The sequence below is a fragment of the Streptomyces sp. NPDC052052 genome (assembly GCF_040680455.1).
Taxonomy (GTDB): domain Bacteria; phylum Actinomycetota; class Actinomycetes; order Streptomycetales; family Streptomycetaceae; genus Streptomyces.
In genome coordinates this window covers 92,780-112,468 of sequence record NZ_JBFAWU010000004.1, presented here as the reverse complement: position 1 = coordinate 112,468, position 19,689 = coordinate 92,780, and the positions used below count along the sequence as shown (strand labels likewise).

The 19,689-nt window shown below is 71.0% G+C and carries 18 protein-coding genes; 13 read left to right on the top strand and 5 right to left on the bottom strand.

All coding sequences use genetic code 11. The features are described from left to right. Positions 1-27: 27 nt before the first annotated feature. A complete protein-coding gene (locus tag AB0L71_RS06365) occupies positions 28-441 on the top strand; it encodes a hypothetical protein (RefSeq protein WP_365238615.1) in 414 nt (137 codons plus the stop codon). Between the two features lie 261 nt (positions 442-702). Further along, positions 703-1,164 (top strand): ATP-binding protein, encoded by a 462-nt coding sequence (locus tag AB0L71_RS06360; RefSeq protein WP_365238613.1) that lies wholly within the window; start codon positions 703-705, stop codon positions 1,162-1,164. A gap of 65 nt (positions 1,165-1,229) precedes the next feature. Here the strand turns inward: AB0L71_RS06360 and AB0L71_RS06355 are convergent, their stop codons facing one another. Together AB0L71_RS06355 and glyA are read right to left on the bottom strand one after the other, a co-directional pair. Then, positions 1,230-1,607 carry a hypothetical protein gene (locus tag AB0L71_RS06355; protein WP_365238611.1) on the bottom strand — a complete coding sequence of 126 codons (378 nt, stop codon included), beginning with the start codon at positions 1,605-1,607 and terminating at the stop codon, positions 1,230-1,232. Between the two features lie 148 nt (positions 1,608-1,755). Next, positions 1,756-3,063, bottom strand: a complete 1,308-nt coding sequence (gene glyA / locus AB0L71_RS06350; protein WP_365239098.1) for a serine hydroxymethyltransferase — start codon at positions 3,061-3,063, stop codon at positions 1,756-1,758. 372 nt (positions 3,064-3,435) lie between these two features. On the opposite strand from glyA, the gene AB0L71_RS06345 reads away from it, so the two are divergent. Next, positions 3,436-5,385, top strand: coding sequence for a S53 family peptidase (locus AB0L71_RS06345; protein ID WP_365238608.1), 1,950 nt, complete (start codon positions 3,436-3,438; stop codon positions 5,383-5,385). A gap of 192 nt (positions 5,386-5,577) precedes the next feature. On the opposite strand, the gene AB0L71_RS06340 is transcribed toward AB0L71_RS06345, so the two are convergent. Then, on the bottom strand, positions 5,578-6,645 hold the full coding sequence (locus AB0L71_RS06340) for a Ku protein (RefSeq protein WP_365238605.1): 1,068 nt from the start codon (positions 6,643-6,645) through the stop codon (positions 5,578-5,580). Between the two features lie 72 nt (positions 6,646-6,717). On the opposite strand from AB0L71_RS06340, the gene ligD reads away from it, so the two are divergent. From ligD to AB0L71_RS06310, 6 genes are all read left to right on the top strand, one after another. Continuing rightward, positions 6,718-7,614, top strand: coding sequence for a non-homologous end-joining DNA ligase (gene ligD / locus AB0L71_RS06335; protein ID WP_365238602.1), 897 nt, complete (start codon positions 6,718-6,720; stop codon positions 7,612-7,614). A 172-nt stretch (positions 7,615-7,786) separates the two neighbouring features. Next, entirely contained in the window at positions 7,787-9,964 is a 2,178-nt protein-coding gene (locus AB0L71_RS06330) for a PBS lyase (protein WP_365238599.1), read from the top strand. Further along, positions 9,961-10,296, top strand: coding sequence for a zinc-ribbon domain-containing protein (locus tag AB0L71_RS06325; protein ID WP_365238596.1), 336 nt, complete (start codon positions 9,961-9,963; stop codon positions 10,294-10,296). Before AB0L71_RS06330 ends, AB0L71_RS06325 begins: the two co-directional genes overlap by 4 nt. A gap of 191 nt (positions 10,297-10,487) precedes the next feature. Next, complete coding sequence (locus AB0L71_RS06320; RefSeq protein WP_365238593.1) at positions 10,488-11,867, top strand: FtsW/RodA/SpoVE family cell cycle protein; 1,380 nt, start codon at positions 10,488-10,490, stop codon at positions 11,865-11,867. A gap of 40 nt (positions 11,868-11,907) precedes the next feature. Beyond that, positions 11,908-13,365 (top strand): penicillin-binding transpeptidase domain-containing protein, encoded by a 1,458-nt coding sequence (locus AB0L71_RS06315; protein ID WP_365238590.1) that lies wholly within the window; start codon positions 11,908-11,910, stop codon positions 13,363-13,365. A gap of 22 nt (positions 13,366-13,387) precedes the next feature. Then, the gene (locus AB0L71_RS06310) at positions 13,388-14,461 is read left to right on the top strand and encodes an amidase (RefSeq protein ID WP_365239095.1); all 1,074 of its coding nucleotides are present in this window, start codon (positions 13,388-13,390) and stop codon (positions 14,459-14,461) included. Positions 14,462-14,514: 53 nt separating this feature from the next. Here AB0L71_RS06310 and AB0L71_RS06305 read toward each other — a convergent pair whose 3' ends face one another. Beyond that, entirely contained in the window at positions 14,515-15,411 is an 897-nt protein-coding gene (locus AB0L71_RS06305; RefSeq protein ID WP_365238587.1) for an ADP-ribosylglycohydrolase family protein, read from the bottom strand. Between the two features lie 250 nt (positions 15,412-15,661). Beyond that, a complete protein-coding gene (locus tag AB0L71_RS06300; protein WP_365238583.1) occupies positions 15,662-16,780 on the bottom strand; it encodes a ferritin-like domain-containing protein in 1,119 nt (372 codons plus the stop codon). 180 nt (positions 16,781-16,960) lie between these two features. Between AB0L71_RS06300 and AB0L71_RS06295 the strand changes: the two genes are divergently transcribed. From AB0L71_RS06295 to AB0L71_RS06280, 4 genes are all read left to right on the top strand, one after another. Then, the gene (locus AB0L71_RS06295) at positions 16,961-17,896 is read left to right on the top strand and encodes a diiron oxygenase (protein ID WP_365238581.1); all 936 of its coding nucleotides are present in this window, start codon (positions 16,961-16,963) and stop codon (positions 17,894-17,896) included. A gap of 55 nt (positions 17,897-17,951) precedes the next feature. Next, on the top strand, positions 17,952-18,707 hold the full coding sequence (locus AB0L71_RS06290) for a TetR/AcrR family transcriptional regulator (RefSeq protein ID WP_365238579.1): 756 nt from the start codon (positions 17,952-17,954) through the stop codon (positions 18,705-18,707). 17 nt (positions 18,708-18,724) lie between these two features. Then, a complete protein-coding gene (locus AB0L71_RS06285) occupies positions 18,725-18,991 on the top strand; it encodes a hypothetical protein (RefSeq protein WP_365238576.1) in 267 nt (88 codons plus the stop codon). Between the two features lie 119 nt (positions 18,992-19,110). Further along, positions 19,111-19,659 carry a 2'-5' RNA ligase family protein gene (locus AB0L71_RS06280; RefSeq protein ID WP_365238572.1) on the top strand — a complete coding sequence of 183 codons (549 nt, stop codon included), beginning with the start codon at positions 19,111-19,113 and terminating at the stop codon, positions 19,657-19,659. Positions 19,660-19,689 lie beyond the last annotated feature (30 nt).

Genomic DNA, 19,689 nt, shown 5'->3' with positions numbered 1-19,689 from the left:
CTCCCGTGATCTTGAGAGGCCATCCTCATGCCCACACCTGCCGAGTACCTCGCGCTGGCGCATGACGAGAGAGACAGATTCGTCCTGCAACGCCTCGCGCAATGTCCTTACCCTTTCGTCTGGCAAGCCCTGGCCGCCAACCCTCACACCCCGCCCGAAGCTCTCCAGGAACTGAGCGCGGCCCGAGACAGCGTCTGGAACGACAACAAGCTTCTTCGTCTGCTGGCAGAGCATCCCAGCGCGGATTCCGTTGTTCTTCGAGCGGTTCTCGATGCCGTTGCGGCAAAGCTCGAGGAGGGCAAGCGCCCCTATGCTGCCGTGCTCGCTCTCGCAGACCGGCCGGAACTTGAGGTGGACGAGGTGAGGAGGCTCGGAACCCTTCGTGGTGCCTCCGCTCGTCTACGCCACCTGCTTGACCTGCAGCTGAGCGCCCGTATGTGAGACCCTCCTGGCTGCGCCTCGGCGAGTTCCATCCGGTACCCGACCTCGGGCCGCCCGAGTCCCGGGCACAGAGCCGGTTGTCCGAGATGACCAGCCACATCAAGCGCGACATCGAGTCGGCGGTGCGCATCCGCCGGCCGTCGGCTGCCGAGGGCACCTCTCCCTTTGGCGCCGCCCACAGGCGCTGCGCGTGCGTACACCGATGGGGCGTACGCGAGTCCCTCCTGGCGAACGGCCCGGATATACCGCCCAATTGGGCGCATGACACCGCTCCCCATCCCCTCCGCCATCCGTCACGTTCCGGTCACCGCAGGTGTGTTCACCCAGCGCTTCAGCTCCACCCCGCGTGGCGCACGCCTCGCCCGTCGGCTCGTGGTGCACCAGCTCGACGCGTGGGGCGTGCCGTACGGCAGTGAGGCGTCCGACACCGCCGCCCTGCTCGTCGCGGAGCTCGCCGCCAACGCCGTCACGCACGGCCGTGTCGCCGGCCGGGACTTCGAGGTCGCCGCCGAGATCCTCGGCCGGACCCTGCGTATCGCGGTCTCCGACACCCGGGGCGAACTCCGGCCTCCCGCCCCGGGCGCGCCACGCCCGCCGATGCCGCCGTTGGCGGAGACCGGCCGGGGTCTGCTCCTGGTGGAGGCGCTCGCCGACCGGTGGGATGTCCTCGATCGCGTGCCCGTCGGCAAGACGGTCGTGGCCGAGCTGGACCTGCCGGGCTGACGGCCCAGGACGACGAGGACAAAGGGGGCCGTGTCCCTCCCCCGGCTAGCGCTCGCCCTCGCGGTCTACGAGTCCGTGTCCTCCGGCCCGCCCGAGCCGATCTGTTCCGCCCGCAGCGCCAGGTCCTGGAGCACGTCGGCGGAGGACACGTCCGTCTGGCCGGAGTCGTGCACCTGGGCCAGCATGGCGAAGGCGAGGGTGAACGCGCCGACCAACTGCTCCACCGCGCCGCCCACCTCCCGGCCGACGAGGACGGCGACCTCTTCGATCGTGGCGTCCTCGGGGATCGTGATGCGGGGCATCGTCTCGTTCAGGAGCGCGGTCACCACGCTCGAATCGGGCTGCACGTCGTCACGGTCGACGTTCTCTTCGAGGAGCCGGCGGATCTCGCCCGCCTCCGTGAGGATGCCCACGACCCGCTTCACCACTTCGCTCTGCTCCATCCCGTGAGCATAGGCGCGGTCCACCGCGACCCGCCCCCGATCGGTCCAGCGGGTCGGATGGCGGGCCCCGGCGACGCCCGGTCGTGGCGCCGTGCGACGGCCGGGGCGCCGAGATCCAGGAGGTCAGGAGACCTCCACCGGCCCCGCGTCAGGCCACCGGCAGCCCCGGTGCCGGGTACTGGTCCATCAGGTCCTTCACCTCCGCGCGCACCTTCGCGACGGCGGGCTCGTCGTCGGTGCGGGTCGCCTCGACCACACGGGTGATCCACTCCGCGACCGTGGCCATCTCCGAGGTCGGGATGCCCCGGGAGGTCAGAGCCGGAGTGCCGATGCGGATGCCGGAGGGGTCGAACGGCTTGCGGGGGTCGTAGGGGACGGTGTTGTAGTTGACGACGATTCCGGCCCGGTCCAAGGCCTTGGCCGCGACCTTGCCGGGGACGCCTCGGGAGGTCAGGTCGATCAGCAGGAGGTGGTTGTCCGTGCCGCCGGAGACCAGGTCGAAGCCGCGGGCCGCCAGTTCGTCGCCGAGGGCGCGGGCGTTGGCGACCACCTGGTGGGCGTAGGTGCTGAAGGCGGGGGTCGCGGCCTCCTTCAGGGCGACCGCGATCGATGCGGTCGTCTGGTTGTGGGGGCCGCCCTGGAGACCGGGGAAGACGGCGCGGTCGATGGCGCGTGCGTGTTCCGCCCTGCTCAGCAGCATCGCGCCGCGCGGGCCGCGCAGGGTCTTGTGGGTGGTGGTGGAGACGACGTCGGCGTACGGGGCGGGCGAGGGGTGTGCGCCTCCGGCGATCAGGCCGGCGATGTGGGCGACATCGGCGACCAGGACCGCGCCGACCTCCCGGGCGATCTCGGCGAACCCCGCGAAGTCGATCGTCCTGGGCACGGCCGTGCCGCCGCAGAAGATCAGCTTCGGCCGCTCGGCGAGGGCCAGGTCGCGTACCTCGTCCAGGTCGATACGGCCGGTGTCACGGCGTACGCCGTACTGCACTCCGCGGAACCATGTGCCGGTGGCGGAGACGCCCCAGCCGTGCGTGAGATGGCCGCCCATCGGCAGTGACATGCCCAGCACGGTGTCACCGGGCTTCAGGAACGCCAGGTACACGGCGAGGTTGGCGGGTGAGCCGGAGTACGGCTGCACATTGGCGTGGTCCATCCGGAAGAGCGCCCTGGCCCGTTCGACGGCAAGGGTCTCCACCTGGTCGATGTTCTGCTGGCCCTCGTAGTACCGCTTGCCGGGGTAGCCCTCGGAGTACTTGTTCTGCAACACCGTGCCCGACGCCTCCAGTACGGCGGCGGAGACGTAGTTCTCGCTGGGGATCAGACGCAGGGTGTCCGCCTGGAGCCGCTCCTCGGAGGCCACCAGCGCGGCGATCTCCGGGTCGACGGCTGTCAGCGCGTCATGACGGGTGTGCGGCGGTACGGATACGGTCACGGGATCCTCCCGGGTCGGTCGCATGGCTGCGGTGGACCCGGATGCCCAGGCGGACGGCTCTCCGGCGTTGACGCCCCGGACGGGCCCGGGGTGTGCCGCTCCCTCGTGGTCGATTCCACTGAGCACCCCGGTCGGGGTACGCGCCAGTCGCGACTCGGTCACTTTATCGGGTGCGGTGCCACGTCGCACCGCACCCGGCTCGGTGCGGTCCGGCGCCCCTCTGTCGGTGCGTTTTCGTCGATTCGCCGTGAACTGCCACACATTCGAAGCCATTTGGTCAACTCTTGGCGAATGCATGCCCCTTACATGAGGCGTTCCTCGCCAGAGTGGCGCATTACATGTGCACATCACTCCGCACATGCTCCACACGCGTAGACCCACATCGCAGGGGGTTGTATGAGAACCAGCCGCGCGAGGAATCGCGCCGCGCTGAGCATGGCAGCGACACTGCCGCTGCTCGCCGGTGCGCTCGCCCTCGGAATACCGGATGCCAGCGCGGACTCCGCGTCGGGCGGCCGGCACGCGCTGCAGGGCACCAAACCCGCCTGGGCGACCGACGCGGCCGACCGGGGTGCCACGGCCGACAGCGGCAAGGTCAGCATCCGGGTGCACCTGGCCGGCCGTGACGCGAAGGGGCTGGCCGCCTACGCCGCCGCCGTGTCCGACCCGCAGAGCGTCTCGTACGGGAAGTACCTCAGCGCCGAGCAGGCGCAGGCCCGGTTCGGAGCCACCCGGCAGCAGGTCGCCGAGGTCCGCCAGTGGCTGGAGTCGGCCGGGCTGACCGTCACCGGCACCAACCAGCACTACGTCTCGGCCACCGGCGATGTCGCCACCGCCGAGAAGGCGTTCGGCACCCAGCTGCGCAACTACCGCAAGGGCAACCGGACCTACCGCGCCCCGTCCTCCAACGCCTCCGTGCCCACCGGGCTGGGCGCTGCCGTGCTCGCCGTCTCCGGCCTGGACAACGCACCGCACAAGTCCAGCCACGACGACACGCTGCCGCCGCCGGACGAGGTGTTCCGCAACTCCGGTCCCTTCTCCTCGTACTACGGCTCGAACGTCGCGTCGACGCTGCCGAGCGCCTACGGGTCCACGGTGCCGTACGCCGTGAAGGGCTACACCGGCAAGCAGTTGCGCGCCGCCTACGGTGCGGGCGACTGGACCGGAAAGGGTGTCACCGTCGCCATCACCGACGCGTACGCCTCGCCGACCATCGCCGAGGACGCCTCGGAGTACGCCAGGCGCAACGGCGACGCGCCGTACCGGAAGGGCCAGCTCCGCCAGGTGCTGCCCGCGGACTACACCCAGACCGAGGAGTGCGGGGCCTCCGGCTGGTACGGCGAGGAGACCCTCGACGTCGAGGCCGTGCACGCGGTCGCGCCCGATGCCGACATCGTGTACGTGGGCGGGGCCTCCTGCTACGACGCCGATCTGCTGGACGCACTGAACAAGATCGTCGACCACCGGCTCGCGGACATCGTCTCCAACTCCTGGGGCGACATCGAGGCCAATGAGACCCCGGACGTCGCGGCCGCGTACGACCAGGTCTTCAAGATGGGCGCGGTCGAGGGCATCGGCTTCTACTTCTCCTCCGGCGACTCGGGCGACAACGTCGCGTCCACCGGTACGAAGCAGGTCGACGTCCCGTCCAACTCCGCCTGGGTCACCTCCGTCGGCGGCACCTCACTGGCCGTCGGCAAGAACGACACGTACCAGTGGGAGACCGGCTGGGGCACCCTGAAGGCCGGCCTCTCCGCCGACGGCAAGAGCTGGACCAACTTCCCGGGCGCGTACACCTCCGGTGCGGGCGGCGGTACCAGCTCGACCGTGAAGCAGCCGTCCTACCAGCGCGGCGTCGTCCCGGACTCGCTCGCGCAGGCGAACGGGAAGAAGCGGATGCGCACGGCTCCGGACATCGCGGCCGTCGCCGACCCGAACACCGGCTTCCTGGTCGGTCAGACCCAGACGCTGCCCGACGGTTCGCTCGGCTACGACGAGTACCGCATCGGCGGTACGTCCCTGGCCGCGCCGGTCATCGCCGGTGTCCAGGCGCTCGCGCAGCAGGCCCGGAACGGTGTGCCGATCGGCTTCGCCAACCCGGTGATCTACGACCGGTACGGGTCGAAGGCGTACCACGACGTCACGGACTACCCGCTGGGCCCGAACCAGGAGCTCGCGGTGGCCCGGGTCGACTTCGCCAACGGCTTCGACGCGTCGGACGGTCTGCTGACCTCGCTGCGCAGCCTCGGCAAGGACTCCTCGCTCAAGGCGGTCAAGGGCTACGACGACGTCACGGGTGTCGGTACTCCGGCCGCCGGTTACGTGAACTCGTACCGCAGGCGCTGACGTCACGGTCGCCCGAACGCCGACCGTCGGCCGACGGTAGGCGTACGGGCGACCCGCGTCGCCATGCGTGGCTGCGCATCGGCGGTCGTCTCCGGGCCTGCGCCCGGGGGCGGCCGCCGGTCGCGCGTGGGGCCGGTGGTGCCCGGTGCGGCCGGGCAGGGCGCGGCTCGGGCCGAGGAACTCGGGCGCGTGTCAGGCCGAGGCGCGCTTGCGGGGGGCCGCCTTCTTCGCCGCCGGCTTGGTGCCCGACTTCGCGGTGGTCTTCTTCTCCGCCGTCTTGGCCGATGCCTTCGACGTCGACCGTGCGGCGGTCTTCTTGGCGGGTGCCCTGCTCGGTGTCGACTTCTTCGCGGCCGTCTTCCCGCTGGACGCCGTGGCCTTCTTCTTCGCCCCGGTTCCGCCCGACTTCCTGCGGCCGGCGAGCGAGGTGACCTTGGCGGTGCGGGCGCCCGTCGGTTCCTCGGCGGTCTCCGGCTCCTCGCCGCGGGCCTCCTTCGCGGCCCGGACGCTGTTCTCCAGCGCCGCGATGAGGTCGATGACCTTGCCACCGCCCGGGGCGCCCTCCTCGGCGGGTTCCAGGGTGCGCCCCTCCGCCTTCGCCGCGATGAGCTGCTCGACCGCCTCGCGGTAGTCGTCGTGCAGTGAGTCCATGTCGACCTCGCCGAGTGTGGCCATCAGCGCGTCGGCCAGGTCGAGTTCGGCGTCGCGGACGGTGACCTCGGTCTCCGGAGCGGCGCCCTCGGGGCTGCGGATCTCGTCCGGCCAGAGCAGACCGTGCATGGCGATCACGTCGTCGACCACCCGCAGCATGCCGAGCCGTTCCCGGCCGCGCAGCGCGTATTTCGCCACGGCGACCTTCTGGCTCCGCTTCAGCGCCTCCCGCAGCAGGGTGTACGGCTTGGCGGCCGGGACCCCGTTGGCGGAGAGGTAGTACGCGGCGTCCATCTGGAGCGGGTCGATCGAGGTCGCCGGTACGAAGGCGACGATCTCGATCGTCTTGGCGGTGGGGATCGGGAGCGCGCCGAGTTCCTCGTCGGTGATCGGGATCATCGTGCCGTCGGCGTCCTCGTACGCCTTGCCGATCTCGCCGGCACCGACCTCCTGCTCGTCGATCTCGCAGACCTTGCGGTAGCGGATGCGGCCGCCGTCGGCGAGGTGGATCTGGCGGAAGGAGACCGAGTGGCTCTCCGTGGCGTTGACCAGTTTGATCGGGATGCTGACCAGCCCGAAGGAGATGGCGCCGTTCCAGATGGACCGCACTGTTCACTCCTTGCGTCCGGATAGGTACCTGAAGGTCCGTAAAGCGCGTGAAAAGCGTGTGATTCTTATCGTATGACGCCGATCACAGAGGTGGAGGGGCGGCGACTGGCGCTCAGCAATCTCGACAAGGTGCTGTATCCGGCCACCGGCACCACGAAGGGCGAGCTGCTCCACTACTACGCGGCCACCGCGGCCGGGCCCCTGCTGGCGCATCTGCGCGACCGGCCGGTGTCCTTCCTGCGCTATCCGGACGGGCCGGACGGGCAGCTCTTCTTCACCAAGAACCCGCCGCCGGGTACGCCGTCCTGGGTACGGACCACGGCCGTGCCCCACCAGGGCGGCAGCCCCGCCCGGCAGGTGGTCGTAGAGGATCTGGCCTCGTTGATGTGGGCGGCCAATCTGGTGGTGGAGTTCCACACGCCGCAGTGGCGGGCCGACGCCCCGGGGACCGCCGACCGGATGGTGTTCGACCTGGACCCCGGTGCGCCCGCGAGCGTGGTGGAGTGCTGCACGGTGGCCCTCTGGCTGCGGGAGCGGCTGGCGGCGGACGGGCTGTCCGCCTACGGGAAGACCTCCGGATCGAAGGGGCTGCACCTGCTCGTCCCGCTGGAGCCGACGCCGGCCGGCCGGGTGTCGGCGTACGCGAAGAAGCTGGCGGTCGAGGCGCAGCAGGACCTTCCGGACCTGGTCGTGCACCGGATGACGCGGGCGTTGCGGCCGGGGAAGGTGTTCGTCGACTTCAGCCAGAACGCGGCGGCGAAGACGACCGCCACCGCCTACACGGTGCGCGCCCGGCCCGAACCGGCGGTCTCGGCACCCGTCACCTGGGCGGAGATCGAGCAGTGCCGGGCGCCCGGAGAGCTGGTCTTCCCGATCGGTGACATGGGGGCGCGGCTGGAGCGGCACGGGGACCTGCTGGCACCGCTCATCGACCCTGACCGCGCCCGGGGCCTGCCGGCGGTGCGGTAGCGGGGCCACCGGGCGGGTCTCGGTCGGTGCGGCCGAAAGTCGCCCTGGCATATGACGGACGATCCCGTCATGGTCGCTGTGAATAGACCGCATGTGCAGGGCGGACCGTCGGAGGTGTGGTGCACACTCCTCGCAGACACTGCTGTGTGCAATCGCGTGGGGAGGCGATGGCATGTTCTCGGGTATCGACGAGGTCGACTGGGCCTCGATGGAGCACGCCTACGGGCCTGCCGATGACGTGCCGGAGATGCTGCGGGGTCTGGCGTCCGCGGATCCGGTGGAGCGTGAGGCGGCGCTGGACGGCCTGTACGGGGCCGTCCACCACCAGGGGGATGTGTACGCCTGCACCCTGGCCTGCATCCCCTTTCTCTTCGAACTGGTCGTGGATCCGGGTGTTCCGGACCGGGGCGGCATCGTCGAACTGCTGACCAGCATCGGTGGCATCGACCTGGACGGGGACGACGAGGACGAGTTCGACGAGGAGGAGCTGGCGGACGCGGCGAACTACGCGATGGCGGCGACCGCCGTCACCGCGGGCGCCGGGGTGTTCTGCGAGCTGATGGCCGACGAGGACCCGGGGGTGCGCCTCTCCGTCCCGCTGGCACTCGCCGCGCTGCACCGTCACCCGGTGCGGGTCCTCGCACTGCTGCGGGAGCGGCTGCCGGTGGAACCGTCCGAGGAGGTGCGGCTCGCCCTGGTCGAGGCCGCGGGACGGGTGGCGCTGCGGCACCGCGCGCTGGCCGGGCAGGTGGCCGGCTGGCTGACCCGGCTGGCCGGTGAGGGGTTCCCGCCGGGGTTGCGGCTCGCCGCGCTCGCCCAGCTGGCCCGGTCCGCGCCGGATGCGCTGCCGGGCGATGTCGTACGCGTGGTGACGGGGGTCCTGCGGCAGCTGCGCGCGGCGCCCGTACGCCGGGCCGGGGCAGTCCCCGCGGCCGGTGCGCAGACCGAGGCCGACGGCGTCGCGGCCGTCGAGGCGCGCAGGGAGGCGGCCGGCACCGGGGAACCGCCCGTCGAGGAGCGGAGTGCGCCCCTGACCCTGCTGGGGCAGATCCGGGCCCTGTCCGGCGAGGAGCCCGCGGCTCGCACCGCGCCGTGGACGGCGGACCTGCTGCGGACGCTGCACGTCGGACTCGACGACCGGGTCGCCGAGCGGACCGCGCTCCTGGCCCACCAGCTGCGCAGCCCCGATCACCAGGAGCGGATCGATGCGCTCCGGATGAGCAGCGGACTGATACGGGCCTGGCGCGGCTCCTACGAGGAACTGATCCGGCTGGTCGGTGAGCAGCTCGCCACCCCGGTGCCGCGGCTGGCCGAGGCCGCCGCACATGTGCTGGAGGAACTCTTCGGACTCGCCGCGCCCGCGGCCGACGCGCTGGCGGCGCGGGTGGCGGCGGACCCGGGGGCCTGGGTGCAGGACTGGCCGAGCGGGCCTCCGGAGCTCGGCAGCGCGGTGAAGGCGCTGGCCCGGCTGGGCGACGCCCGTGCGGTGCCCGCGCTGGCCGCCGCACTGGAGCGGCCCGAGGTGCCGCACGACGTGGGGTCCGCCATCGACCGTCTGGGGGCGGCGGCCGCTCCGCTGGCCGCGGTGCTGCGCCGCAGGCTCGGCGAGGTCCGCCTCGACGAGGGGGCGCACGACCGGGCGAGCCCGTTGCTCGCGGGAGTGACCGCGCTCCGGGCGGACGAGGCGCTGCCGGAGGTGCTGCGGGTGCTGCGCGGCGCCCCCGAGTTCCGCGGCGAGTGGCTGCGCACGGCGGCGCTGCGCGCACTCGGTTCGTTCGGGCCCGCCGCGCGCGGCGCCCTGCCGGAGCTGCGTACGTTACTGCGCCGCCCCGGGAGCACCTCGGCGACGGAGGTCGCCCTGGCCCTGTGGGCGATCGACGGGGACGCCGATGCCGTGCTGCCGGTGCTGATCGAGAACCTGCAGGCCGAGCACGCCCACGAGCGGCGCAGTGCGGTGAACGCGCTCGGCAGGCTCGGGACGCGGGCCGCGGTGACCGTGCCCCGGCTGCGCGCGCTGCTCGGACACGAGCAGGTGTGGCTGCGGGTGGACGCGGCGATCGCACTGTGGGAGGTGACCGGGCGGGCCGACGAGTCCGTGCCGGTGCTCCTGACGGCCTGGGAGCAGCACCGTCATGTCCGGGTCCGGGTTGCCGAATGCCTGGCGCGGATGGGTGTCGCTGGTGCAGGGTCGGACGCGGCAGCTGCGCTGCGTGCCGAACTCGCCTGCGTACGCCGTCACAACGTGATGGACGGCGGGTACGGCAACCACGACACCTACGAGGACGAGAGACTGCTGGCGCTCTGCCGGCAGGCGCTTCTGAGCGATACGGGGAAGGAACCCACCACATGATCATTTTCGGTTCGCGGGGATATCTGTACCAACTGGCCGTCCTCACCCTGGTCTGCGGCTGGTGCGGCAATCCGGCCGCGCACACGCTGCGCAAGCGGGTCACGAAGTTCACCCTGTTCTTCGTGCCGCTGTTCCCGTTCTCGACGAAGTACGCGACGCAGTGCACGTTCTGCGGCGGGGAGCAGCGGATCCCGAAGGAGCAGGCCGATCAGCTGCTGGCGCAGCATGCCGCCGCGCAGGGCGGCAACCCGTTCGGACCGGCACAGGGGCAGGGTCCGGGGCAGCCGGGATACGCGCAGGGCGGTCAGGGACAGAACCCGTACCAGCACTGAAACGGCCTCGCACGGCGCCGATCGAGGCAGCGCGCGGGGCCACCCCCGCGCGCCACCGGGTCCGCCCGCCGCCACTCCCGGGGCGGATCCGGATGAACCAGGTGAACCGGATGAACCGGATGAAGCCGTGGATGGACATACCCGCTATGACATAAGGGAAATACGCACCACCTCTTGCTACGTTGCGTGGCATGACCGCAACGACGGTGGACGCGCCCCCGCCCGCTCCACGCCGCCCCAGGCGGCGCGGAGTCGAGCTGCTGCTCCTCATCGGGGCCGTCCTCATCTCCGTCTACGGCTACGCCGCGGTCGGCCTGGCCAAGAACGGCGCGGTCCCCCCGGATGTGGCCGGTTACAGCGCGGGGCTGGGACTGCTCGCCCTCCTCGCCCACCTCGCGGTCCGCTTCCGTGCCCCGTACGCCGATCCGCTGTTGCTGCCCATCGCCCTGCTGCTCAACGGACTCGGCCTGGTGCTGATCTACCGGCTCGACCTGGAGACCCCGAAGGACCAGGCGGCCCCCACCCAGCTGATCTGGTCCACGCTGGGCGTGGCGTTCTTCATCGTGGTGGTCGTCCTGCTGCGCGACCACCGGGTGCTCCAGCGGTACGCCTATCTCTCGATGGCCGCCGCCCTGGTCCTGATGATCGTGCCGATCTTCTTCCCGGCGGTGAACGGTGCCAAGATCTGGATCCGGATCGGCGGATTCTCCTTCCAGCCCGGCGAGTTCGCGAAGATCCTGCTCGCCGTGTTCTTCGCCGCGTACCTGGCCGCGAACCGCCACGCCCTCGCCCACACCGGCCGACAGATCTGGAAGCTCCAGTTCCCCACCGGCCGGGTGCTCGGCCCGATCGTGGCGATCTGGCTGCTCAGCGTCTGTGTGCTGGTCCTGGAACGCGATCTGGGCACCTCACTGCTCTTCTTCGGCCTCTTCGTGATCATGCTGTACGTGGCGACCGGCCGGACCGGCTGGATCGCGGTGGGCCTGCTGCTCGCCGCCGTCGGCGCGTTCGTCGTCGGCTCCGTCGAACCGCATGTGCACAGCCGGGTCCAGGACTGGCTCGATCCGTTCGCGTCCATCGAGGCGGGACGGGGCCCCGGCCAACTCGCCCAGTCGCTGTTCGCGTTCGCCGCGGGCGGGATGCTCGGCACCGGCCTCGGCCTCGGTCACTCCATCCTGATCGGATTTGCCGCGAAGTCCGACTTCATTCTGGCCACCGCGGGCGAGGAGCTCGGGCTGACCGGACTGATTGCGGTCTTCCTGCTGTACGCGCTGCTGGTCGCCCGCGGCTACCGGGCCGGCCTCGCCCTGCGCGACCCCTTCGGGCGGCTGCTGTCGATCGGGCTCGCCTCGATCCTGGCGCTCCAGGTGTTCGTGATCGCGGGCGGGGTGACCGGGCTGATCCCCCTGACCGGGATGGCGATGCCGTTCCTCGCCCAGGGCGGCTCGTCCGTCGTCACCAACTGGATCATCGTGGCCCTGCTGATCCGGGTCAGCGACCAGGCCCGCCGACCGCAGCCCTCCCCGGTGGAGACCGGGGTCGTCGCACCGATCAGGGAGGACGAGCGGTGATCCCCCACTCGAACTCGCAGCGAGCCCGGGAGGCCAGGCCGTGATCCGTTACATCCGCCGGGCCGCCGGGCTCCTCCTGCTGCTGCTCGTGGCGTTGCTGGTGAACGCCGCCCGGATCCAGGTCTTCGATGCCGACAGCCTGGACAAGAACCCCGCCAACCGCCGTCTCACGATCGCGCGTTACAGCGAACCGCGCGGGAACATCCTGGTCGGCGGCGCGTCCGTCACCGGGTCCAGGGACACCGGCGAGCAGCTCGCCTACGAGCGCACGTACCGGGACGGCCCGCTGTACGCCCCGGTGACCGGTTACGCCTCGCAGACGTACGGCACCACCCTGATCGAGAACGCCGAGGACGGCATCCTCTCCGGCACCGACTCGATGCTCGCCCCGTTCCCGCTGTGGAACGAGATCACCCGGGGCCGGCAGCCCGGCGGCGACGTCGTCACGACGATCAGGGAATCGATGCAGCGTGCCGCCTACGAAGGGCTGGGCGGGCGGCGGGGCGCGGTCGCCGCCGTCGAGCCGTCGACCGGCCGGATCCTGGCCCTCGTCTCGACCCCTTCGTACGATCCCGGACAGCTCTCCGGCACGGGTCCTTCCGTCACCGGCACCTGGAAGCGACTGAATGCGGACCTGAGCCAGCCGATGCTCAACCGGGCGATCCGGCAGACCTATCCGCCGGGCTCCACCTTCAAGATCGTGACGGCTGCGGCGGCGCTCGATGCCGGAGTCGTCACCGATCCCGACGCCGGGACCGACACCCCGCTCCCCTATGTGCTGCCGGGTACGACGACCACACTCCCCAACGAGGCGGAGGGCTGCGAGAACGCCTCGCTCGCCGAGGCGATCCGAGTCTCCTGCAATACCGTGATGGCGCAGCTGGGGGTGCGGGTCGGGCTGAAGGGCATGGTGGACACGGCAGAGGGGTTCGGCTTCAACGACACCGGCCTGACGATCCCGTCGAGGGTGGCGAAGAGCAACTTCGACACCGAGATGTCCGACGACCAGCTGGCACTCTCCTCGATCGGCCAGTTCGACACGTCGGCGACACCGCTCCAGATGGCGATGGTGGCCTCGGCCGTGGCCAACGGCGGCGAGCTCATGCGCCCGTACCTGATCGACCGCACGACCACCGCGAAAGGGTCGCCCGTCCACCGCAACGGCCCGCACAGCTACCACCGCGTGATGAACCGTCAGACGGCCGATCGGCTACGGCGGATGATGGTCGACGTCGTGGACGTGGGCACCGGGTCCAACGCCGCGATCGACGGGGTGACGGTCGGCGGCAAGACCGGTACCGCACAGCACGGCGTCGACAACTCGGGCCGCCCGTATGCCTGGTTCATCGCCTGGGCGCAGGCACCGGATGCGGCGCAGCCCGCCGTCGCGGTCGCCGTGGTCGTCGAGGACGCCGCCGCGAACCGGGCGGACATCAGCGGCGGCGGCAGCGCGGCCCCGATCGCGCGTTCCGTGATGGAGGCGGCCCTGCAAGACTGACCCGGTGCGGGACACGTGCGGGGTGGGGCGGTCGCTGGAGCGGATCGGGCGGGAGGATCCGCTCCTGTGCGCGTTCATCGAGGTGTGGCCGGGGCGTGCGCTCGCCGACGAGCAGCAGGCCCGTCGGCTTCCGCTGGCCGGGATGCCGTTCGCCGTCAAGGGCCGTACCGGCATCCGGTCCTACGCGGCCCGGCGGCTGATCGCGGCCGGCGCCGTCCCGGTCGGCTCGACCGCGGTGCCCGGCCCCGGCACCGCGTGGCAGACCTGGGGACTGGGCGCCCATGGCCGTACCGTCAACCCCTGGCGCCCCGACCGTACCCCCGGCGGCTCCTCGGCAGGGACGGCGGTGGCGGTCGCGGCCGATCTGGTGGGAGTGGCGACCGGCAGCGACGGGGCGGGGTCGGTGCGGATTCCGGCGGCGTGGTGCGGCGTGTTCGGCCTGAAGACGACGAACGGCCGGTTGCCCTCCCCCGACCGGACCGGGCTCGCGTCGGCCGGGGTGCTGGCCCGTTCCGCGGCGGAGGCCCAGGCCTGTCTGCGCGCTGTCCTGGACGACGACGGACCGGCCGCGGGCCTTGCGGACCTGCCGATTCCGGCCTTCCTCAGCCTCGACCTGGGTTACGCGGAGGTCGACCCGGACGTCGCATCGGTCGTCCGCCGCGCGGTGCGGCGGCTCGTCGCGGCCGGGGCGGTGCGGCTGATGGACCGCGGATGCGAGCTCCTCGATCCGCGGGAGGCGTGGCAGGCGGTCCGGGGCGCACAGCCGTCGCCGCTCGCCACCGAGATCCGCCGCGAGAACGACCTCCGCCTCGACGCCCTGTTCGCCCGCGCCCCGCTGCTGCTCACCCCGACGACGCCCAACCGCCCACACGGCCACGACGGTCCGGGCGAACAGTACTCGACCGCGCTGACCTGGGCGTTCAATCTCAGCGGGCATCCCGCCGCGAGCGTGCCCGCCGGTTTCACCGCGGACGGCTGCCCGGTCGGGCTGCAGCTGGTCGCGGAGCGCGGGGCGGACGTCGCGCTGCTCGGAATGGCCCGCGTGGTGGAGAACGCGCTGCCTGCTCTGCGGCCCCGGAGCCCTTCCTGGCACTGACTGCGCAGGGCTGACCGGCAGCAGGGGCGACACCGCCGCGCGGGCCCGACGCCTCAGCTCAGCGGCTCCCTGCGCCGCAGCCACTGTGCGGGCACCCCGTCGACGCCGGTGGCCGCGCCGACGACGCCGCCGGTGATGGCGCAGGTCGTGTCGACGTCGCCGAAGCCCTCGGCCGTCGCCCAGAGCGCCGCTTCCAGGTCCGTCGAGTGCCGGGCCGCGGTCCACAGGGCGAACGGGACCGTGTCGTCGGCGCGAATGCGCTGTCCGTTGCCCAGCAGGTCGGCGGCCTTCCACGGTTCGGTGGTGAAGGGTACGTCCATGGCCCGGCGCAAGCCGTCGCGTACGAGACCCTCGGGGGTGCGGGCGACGACCTCGGCCAGGGTGAACTCGCCGCGCGCCGACAACGCGGCCGCAACCGCGACGGCCACCGCGCCCGCGATTCCCTCCGGGTGCGCGTGGGTGACGGCGGCCTGTAGCGAGGCCTGCTCGGCGGCGAGGCCGACGTCCTCGTGGAAGTACGCCCCGAGCGGTGCGACGCGCATCGCCGCACCGTTGCCGAGGCTGCCGCCCTCGAAGAGATCGGGTGCAAGCGTGCGCCAGTCCGTCGGTGAGGCCAGCAACGCGGGCAGCAGCATGTGCATGCCGTGGCCGTAGCCGCGGCCCGGGTCGGCATCGAAGGTCAGGGCGAAGCAGAGCGCGAGACGGTCCTGTTCGACCCGGCCGTGCTCATCGAGGACACGCATCAGGGCGCGGGCGAGTGCGGTGTCGTCGGTCCAGTGCCAGACCGGTTCCTCGGGGGTGCGACGTGCCTTGATCTCGTTGAACGCCTGTCGGGGCTCGCGGAAGAGCGGGAACCACCGCTCACCGAACGCATCCCCCAGGGACAGTCCTTCGAGACTGCGGCGGGCGGCTTCGGAGCCAGCGGTGAGCAACGGTGGCCGGTTCGTCATAGGGACAGTCCTACCGGAGCCGACGCATGGCATGCACCGGATTATGGCCGTCGTACGTGTCCCGCGCGTGGCACTGCCGAACGGTCCCGAACGGTGCTTCGCATCTCGCCGTGGCCCCGTGCCCCTTCCTCACCTACGCGACCACGATGCCCTCGACGCACCGACGCACCGACGCACCGACGCACCGGAGACGACGGCGGCGGGCCGGTGCTCCCCGGCACCGCCGCGGCGCCCTACGGCCGCTGCCGGCTCAGCCCCCGACCGGAGCCGATCCGCCCTGCGCGATCGCCTCTTCGACCTCCGCCACCCTGGCCTGTTCCTCCGCCGCGAACCGTTCCCGGTCCAACTGCTCGGCTATTTCCTCGTCCTGAGCCATCAACAGGTCCAGGTTGGAGTCGCCGAGCTCGAAGACACCCATGTCGACATAGGCCTTCTGGAGCCGCTCGCCCCACAGCCCGATGTCCTTGACGCACGGCACGATCCGGCTGAACAGCAGCTTGCGGAAGAGCTGCAGGAACTCTGAGTGCTCGGCGAGCGCCGCGGCCTCCTGCTTGCCGATGCCGAAGTTCTCCAGCACCTCCACACCGCTGAGCCGGTCCCGCATCAGATAGCAGCCCTCGATGACGAAGTCCTCGCGTTCGCGCCGTTCGGCATCGCTCAGCTGCTGGTAGTAGTCGCGCAGCGCCATCCGCCCGAAGGCGACGTGCCGGGCCTCGTCCTGCATGATGTAGGCGAGGATCTGCTTGGGCAGCGGCTTGGTCGTCGTGTCACGGAGCAGGCCGAACGCGGCCAGCGCGAGGCCTTCGATGAGCACCTGCATGCCGAGGTAGGGCATGTCCCAGCGGGAGTCGCGCAGGGTGTCGTCGAGCAGGCTCTGCAGGCTGGTGTTGACCGGGTAGAGCATCCCGACCTTCTCGTGCAGGAACCGGGCGTATATCTCCGCGTGCCGGGCCTCGTCCATGGTCTGGGTCGCGGAGTAGAACTTCGCGTCCAGGTCGGGAACGGACTCCACGATCCTGGCCGCGCAGACCATGGCGCCCTGCTCACCGTGGAGGAACTGGCTGAACTGCCAGGACGTGTAGTGCCGGCGCAGATCACCGCGGTCCTTCTCGGTCATCTTCGCCCAGTGCGGTGTTCCGTACAGAGGGAGGGCTTCGTCCGGGGTGCCGAGCGGGTCCGAGGGGTCGACCTCCAGCGACCAGTCGATGCGCTTGTTGCCGTCCCACTGCTTGTCCTTGCCCTTCTGATAGAGGGCGAGCAGGCGTTCGCGGCCGTCGTCGTACTCCCAGCTGAACCGGGCGGCGCCGGAGGCGGGCACCTGCCACAGCGGCGTTTCCGGGGCGGTGGTGTAGAGGTCGTGCGTCGACACGGACGTCTCCTTCTCGCCTGGCTTTCTCCGACAAGTCCCTTGGTCATTGCTTCCGTTGGAAGGTTCACACGTTGGTAGACACAGGGTCAACAAGTAGCACGGAGGGGATTGACGGCACTGCTGACGGATAGTCTCATAAGAGGTGACCGCCGGTAACCCATGTGTGAGGTGCCCCCAGCCATGACGCCAGTGACCGAACGTGACGTACAGCTGCTTCGCGACGCACTCGGCCCCCTCCGGGACCGCGAGCAGGTCGCCGAGCGGCTTCTCGCGTCCTCGGCCCGACACTCCTTCGATCCGGACCGGGAACTCGACTGGGAATCGGCGGCCGAGGACGGGAAGTGGTTCTGGCCGCCCGAGCTCGTCTCGCTCTACGACACCCCACTGTGGCGGACGATGTCCGAGGAGCAGCGGCTGGATCTGTCCCGGCACGAGGCGGCCTCGCTGGCCTCGCTGGGCATCTGGTTCGAGATCATCCTCATGCAGCTGCTCGTCCGGCACATCTACGACCGGCCGGTGACCAGCAACCATGTCCGCTACGCGCTCACCGAGATAGCCGACGAGTGCCGGCACTCGATGATGTTCGGCCGCTTCATCCAGTGGAGCGGGGCACCCGACTATCCCGTACCGCGCATCCATCACAACCTCGCACGCATCCTCAAGTCGACGTCCAGCACCCCGGGTTCGTTCGCCGCGACCCTGCTCGGCGAGGAGATCCTCGACTGGATGCAGCGGCTGACGTTCCCGGACGAGCGCGTCCAGCCCCTGGTGCGCGGCATGACCCGCATCCATGTCGTCGAGGAGGCGCGGCACGTCCGGTACGCCCGCGAGGAGCTCCGCCGCCAGATGGTGACCGCGCCGCGCTGGGAGCGCCAACTCACCCGGGTGGGCAGCGGCAACGCGGCCCGCATCTTCTCCCTCTGCTTCATCAACCCGCAGGTGTACGAGAACGTGGGGCTGGACCGTCGCGAGGCGGTCGCCCAGGTGAAGGCGAGCGGCCACCGGGCGGAGATCATGCAGTCCGGCGCGAAGCGGCTGACGGACTTCTTCGACGACATCGGGGTGCTGAACGGAGTCGGACGCAGGCTGTGGAAGAACTCCGGCCTGCTCGCCTGAGCCGATGCCCCGATGCCCCGTTGCCCCTACGGACGAAGCACCTAGGCTGCATGGCATGACTACTGCCACACCGTCGACCCGCGCGTACCGAAGGCTCAGCGTCGAGGAGCGTCGCAGCCAGCTCCTCGGCGTGGCGCTCACCCTGTTCGCACACCGGGCCCCCGACGAGGTCTCGCTCGACGAGGTGGCGGCTGTGGCAGGGGTCTCCCGCCCGCTCGTGTACCGCTACTTCCCGGGCGGGCGGCAGCAGCTGTACGAGGCGGCGCTGAGGTCCTCCGCCGAGAAACTGATCCTGTGCTTCAACGAGCCGCCCGCGGGGCCGCCCACCGAGCGGGTGCGGCGCGTGCTGGACCGCTATCTCACCTTCGTGGACGAGCACGACGCCGGGTTCAGCGCCCTGCTGCGCGGCGGAAGCGTGGTCGAGACCTCCCGTACGACCGCGATAGTCGACGAGGTCCGGCGGGCGGCGGCCGAACAGATCCTGCTGCACCTGGACCGGGACGCCACGGCGGCGCGGGACGGGCGCGGGACCCGGCTCGGAATGATGGTGCGCACCTGGATCGCGGCGGTCGAGGCGGCGTCCCTGATCTGGCTGGACGAGGGCAAGCAACCCGCCGCACAGGAGCTTCGGGACTGGCTGGTCGACCAGCTCATCGCGCTGCTGGCCGCGACGGCGGCGACGGATCCGAAGACCGCTGCGGCGGTGGCGGAACTGCTGCCGCTGGAGACCGCCACCGGTCCGGCCGGACGGCTGGCGCAACGACTGATTCCGGTGGTCGGCGGGGCGGCCCATCTGCTGTCCGAGGGCTGATCGGTCAGACTGAGGCGGTGAGAAGCGAGAACACCCCCTTCACCGGCGGCCCCCTGGACGGCCGGGTGCTGCCCGTCCTCGTCGGTCCGACCGGCCAGCCCCCCAAGTGGTACGAGGTCCCGGTACCGGCCGCGGACGGCAGGCCCCCCACCGTGTACGTGTACCGCCGGGACCCAGCCGGCCACTCCAAGCGGCTGGGAATTCCGCGCGGGTGGGTCTACACGTACGTGCCCGAGGGACGTGAGCGGCACAGCCCCAAGTGGCCCTGGTCGAAGCCGGGCTGACACCTGGGCCTCGGGCGCCGCGAGGTGGGCGCGGACGCGGCCTGTCAGGGGCACCCGTGCTGCTCCTCAGAAGTTCGTGGAGGTCGTGACCTCGAAGCGGAGATCGCTGAGGTGGCACCATGGCGCCCATGGCGGAGGACGGTGCGAGCGGGTATCGAGCGGGCGAGACAGCGCTGATCATCACGGTGCCCGAAGCCGAGCCGGTCGTGGGCGGATGGCGTGAGCGGTTCGACTCGTCCGTGGCCGTCGGGATTCCCGCGCACCTGACCGTGCTCTGCCCCTTCCTGGATCACGACCGCCTCAGCGATCAGGTTCTCGGCGAACTCAGCGAACTCTTCGGCTCCCACCGTGCCTTTGACGTCGGATTCCAGGGCTGCGGTCGCTTTCCCGGCGTGCTCTATCTCGCCCCGGTGCAGGAGGACCGGCTCCGGGCACTCACCTTGGCTGTGGCCGACCGATGGCCGGAGGCGCCGCCGTTTCGGGGCCGCTTCACCGACATCGTTCCTCACCTGACGGTGGCGTACGGCGAGGAATCGAGTGTGTTCGATGAGATCGAAGCGGACCTCTCGGGTCGGCTGCCGGTCACGGCGCGCGTCGGTTCCGTCCACTTGCTGGTGTACGACGGCACCGCGTGGCGCGAACGCGCAGAGTTCGCGCTGCGGGGCTGATGGGCCGGGGCCGGTCATACCGCTTCAGGT

What these genes read in the sequence shown, in the direction of transcription:
- AB0L71_RS06365 (WP_365238615.1), top strand. Translation starts at nt 28, where the DNA reads ATGCCCACACCTGCCGAGTACCTCGCGCTGGCGCATGACGAGAGAGAC.
- AB0L71_RS06360 (WP_365238613.1), top strand. Translation starts at nt 703, where the DNA reads ATGACACCGCTCCCCATCCCCTCCGCCATCCGTCACGTTCCGGTCACC.
- AB0L71_RS06355 (WP_365238611.1), bottom strand. Translation starts at nt 1,607, where the DNA reads ATGGAGCAGAGCGAAGTGGTGAAGCGGGTCGTGGGCATCCTCACGGAG.
- glyA (WP_365239098.1), bottom strand. Translation starts at nt 3,063, where the DNA reads ATGCGACCGACCCGGGAGGATCCCGTGACCGTATCCGTACCGCCGCAC.
- AB0L71_RS06345 (WP_365238608.1), top strand. Translation starts at nt 3,436, where the DNA reads ATGAGAACCAGCCGCGCGAGGAATCGCGCCGCGCTGAGCATGGCAGCG.
- ligD (WP_365238602.1), top strand. Translation starts at nt 6,718, where the DNA reads ATGACGCCGATCACAGAGGTGGAGGGGCGGCGACTGGCGCTCAGCAAT.
- AB0L71_RS06330 (WP_365238599.1), top strand. Translation starts at nt 7,787, where the DNA reads ATGTTCTCGGGTATCGACGAGGTCGACTGGGCCTCGATGGAGCACGCC.
- AB0L71_RS06325 (WP_365238596.1), top strand. Translation starts at nt 9,961, where the DNA reads ATGATCATTTTCGGTTCGCGGGGATATCTGTACCAACTGGCCGTCCTC.
- AB0L71_RS06320 (WP_365238593.1), top strand. Translation starts at nt 10,488, where the DNA reads ATGACCGCAACGACGGTGGACGCGCCCCCGCCCGCTCCACGCCGCCCC.
- AB0L71_RS06305 (WP_365238587.1), bottom strand. Translation starts at nt 15,411, where the DNA reads ATGACGAACCGGCCACCGTTGCTCACCGCTGGCTCCGAAGCCGCCCGC.
- AB0L71_RS06295 (WP_365238581.1), top strand. Translation starts at nt 16,961, where the DNA reads ATGACGCCAGTGACCGAACGTGACGTACAGCTGCTTCGCGACGCACTC.
- AB0L71_RS06290 (WP_365238579.1), top strand. Translation starts at nt 17,952, where the DNA reads ATGACTACTGCCACACCGTCGACCCGCGCGTACCGAAGGCTCAGCGTC.
- AB0L71_RS06280 (WP_365238572.1), top strand. Translation starts at nt 19,111, where the DNA reads ATGGCGCCCATGGCGGAGGACGGTGCGAGCGGGTATCGAGCGGGCGAG.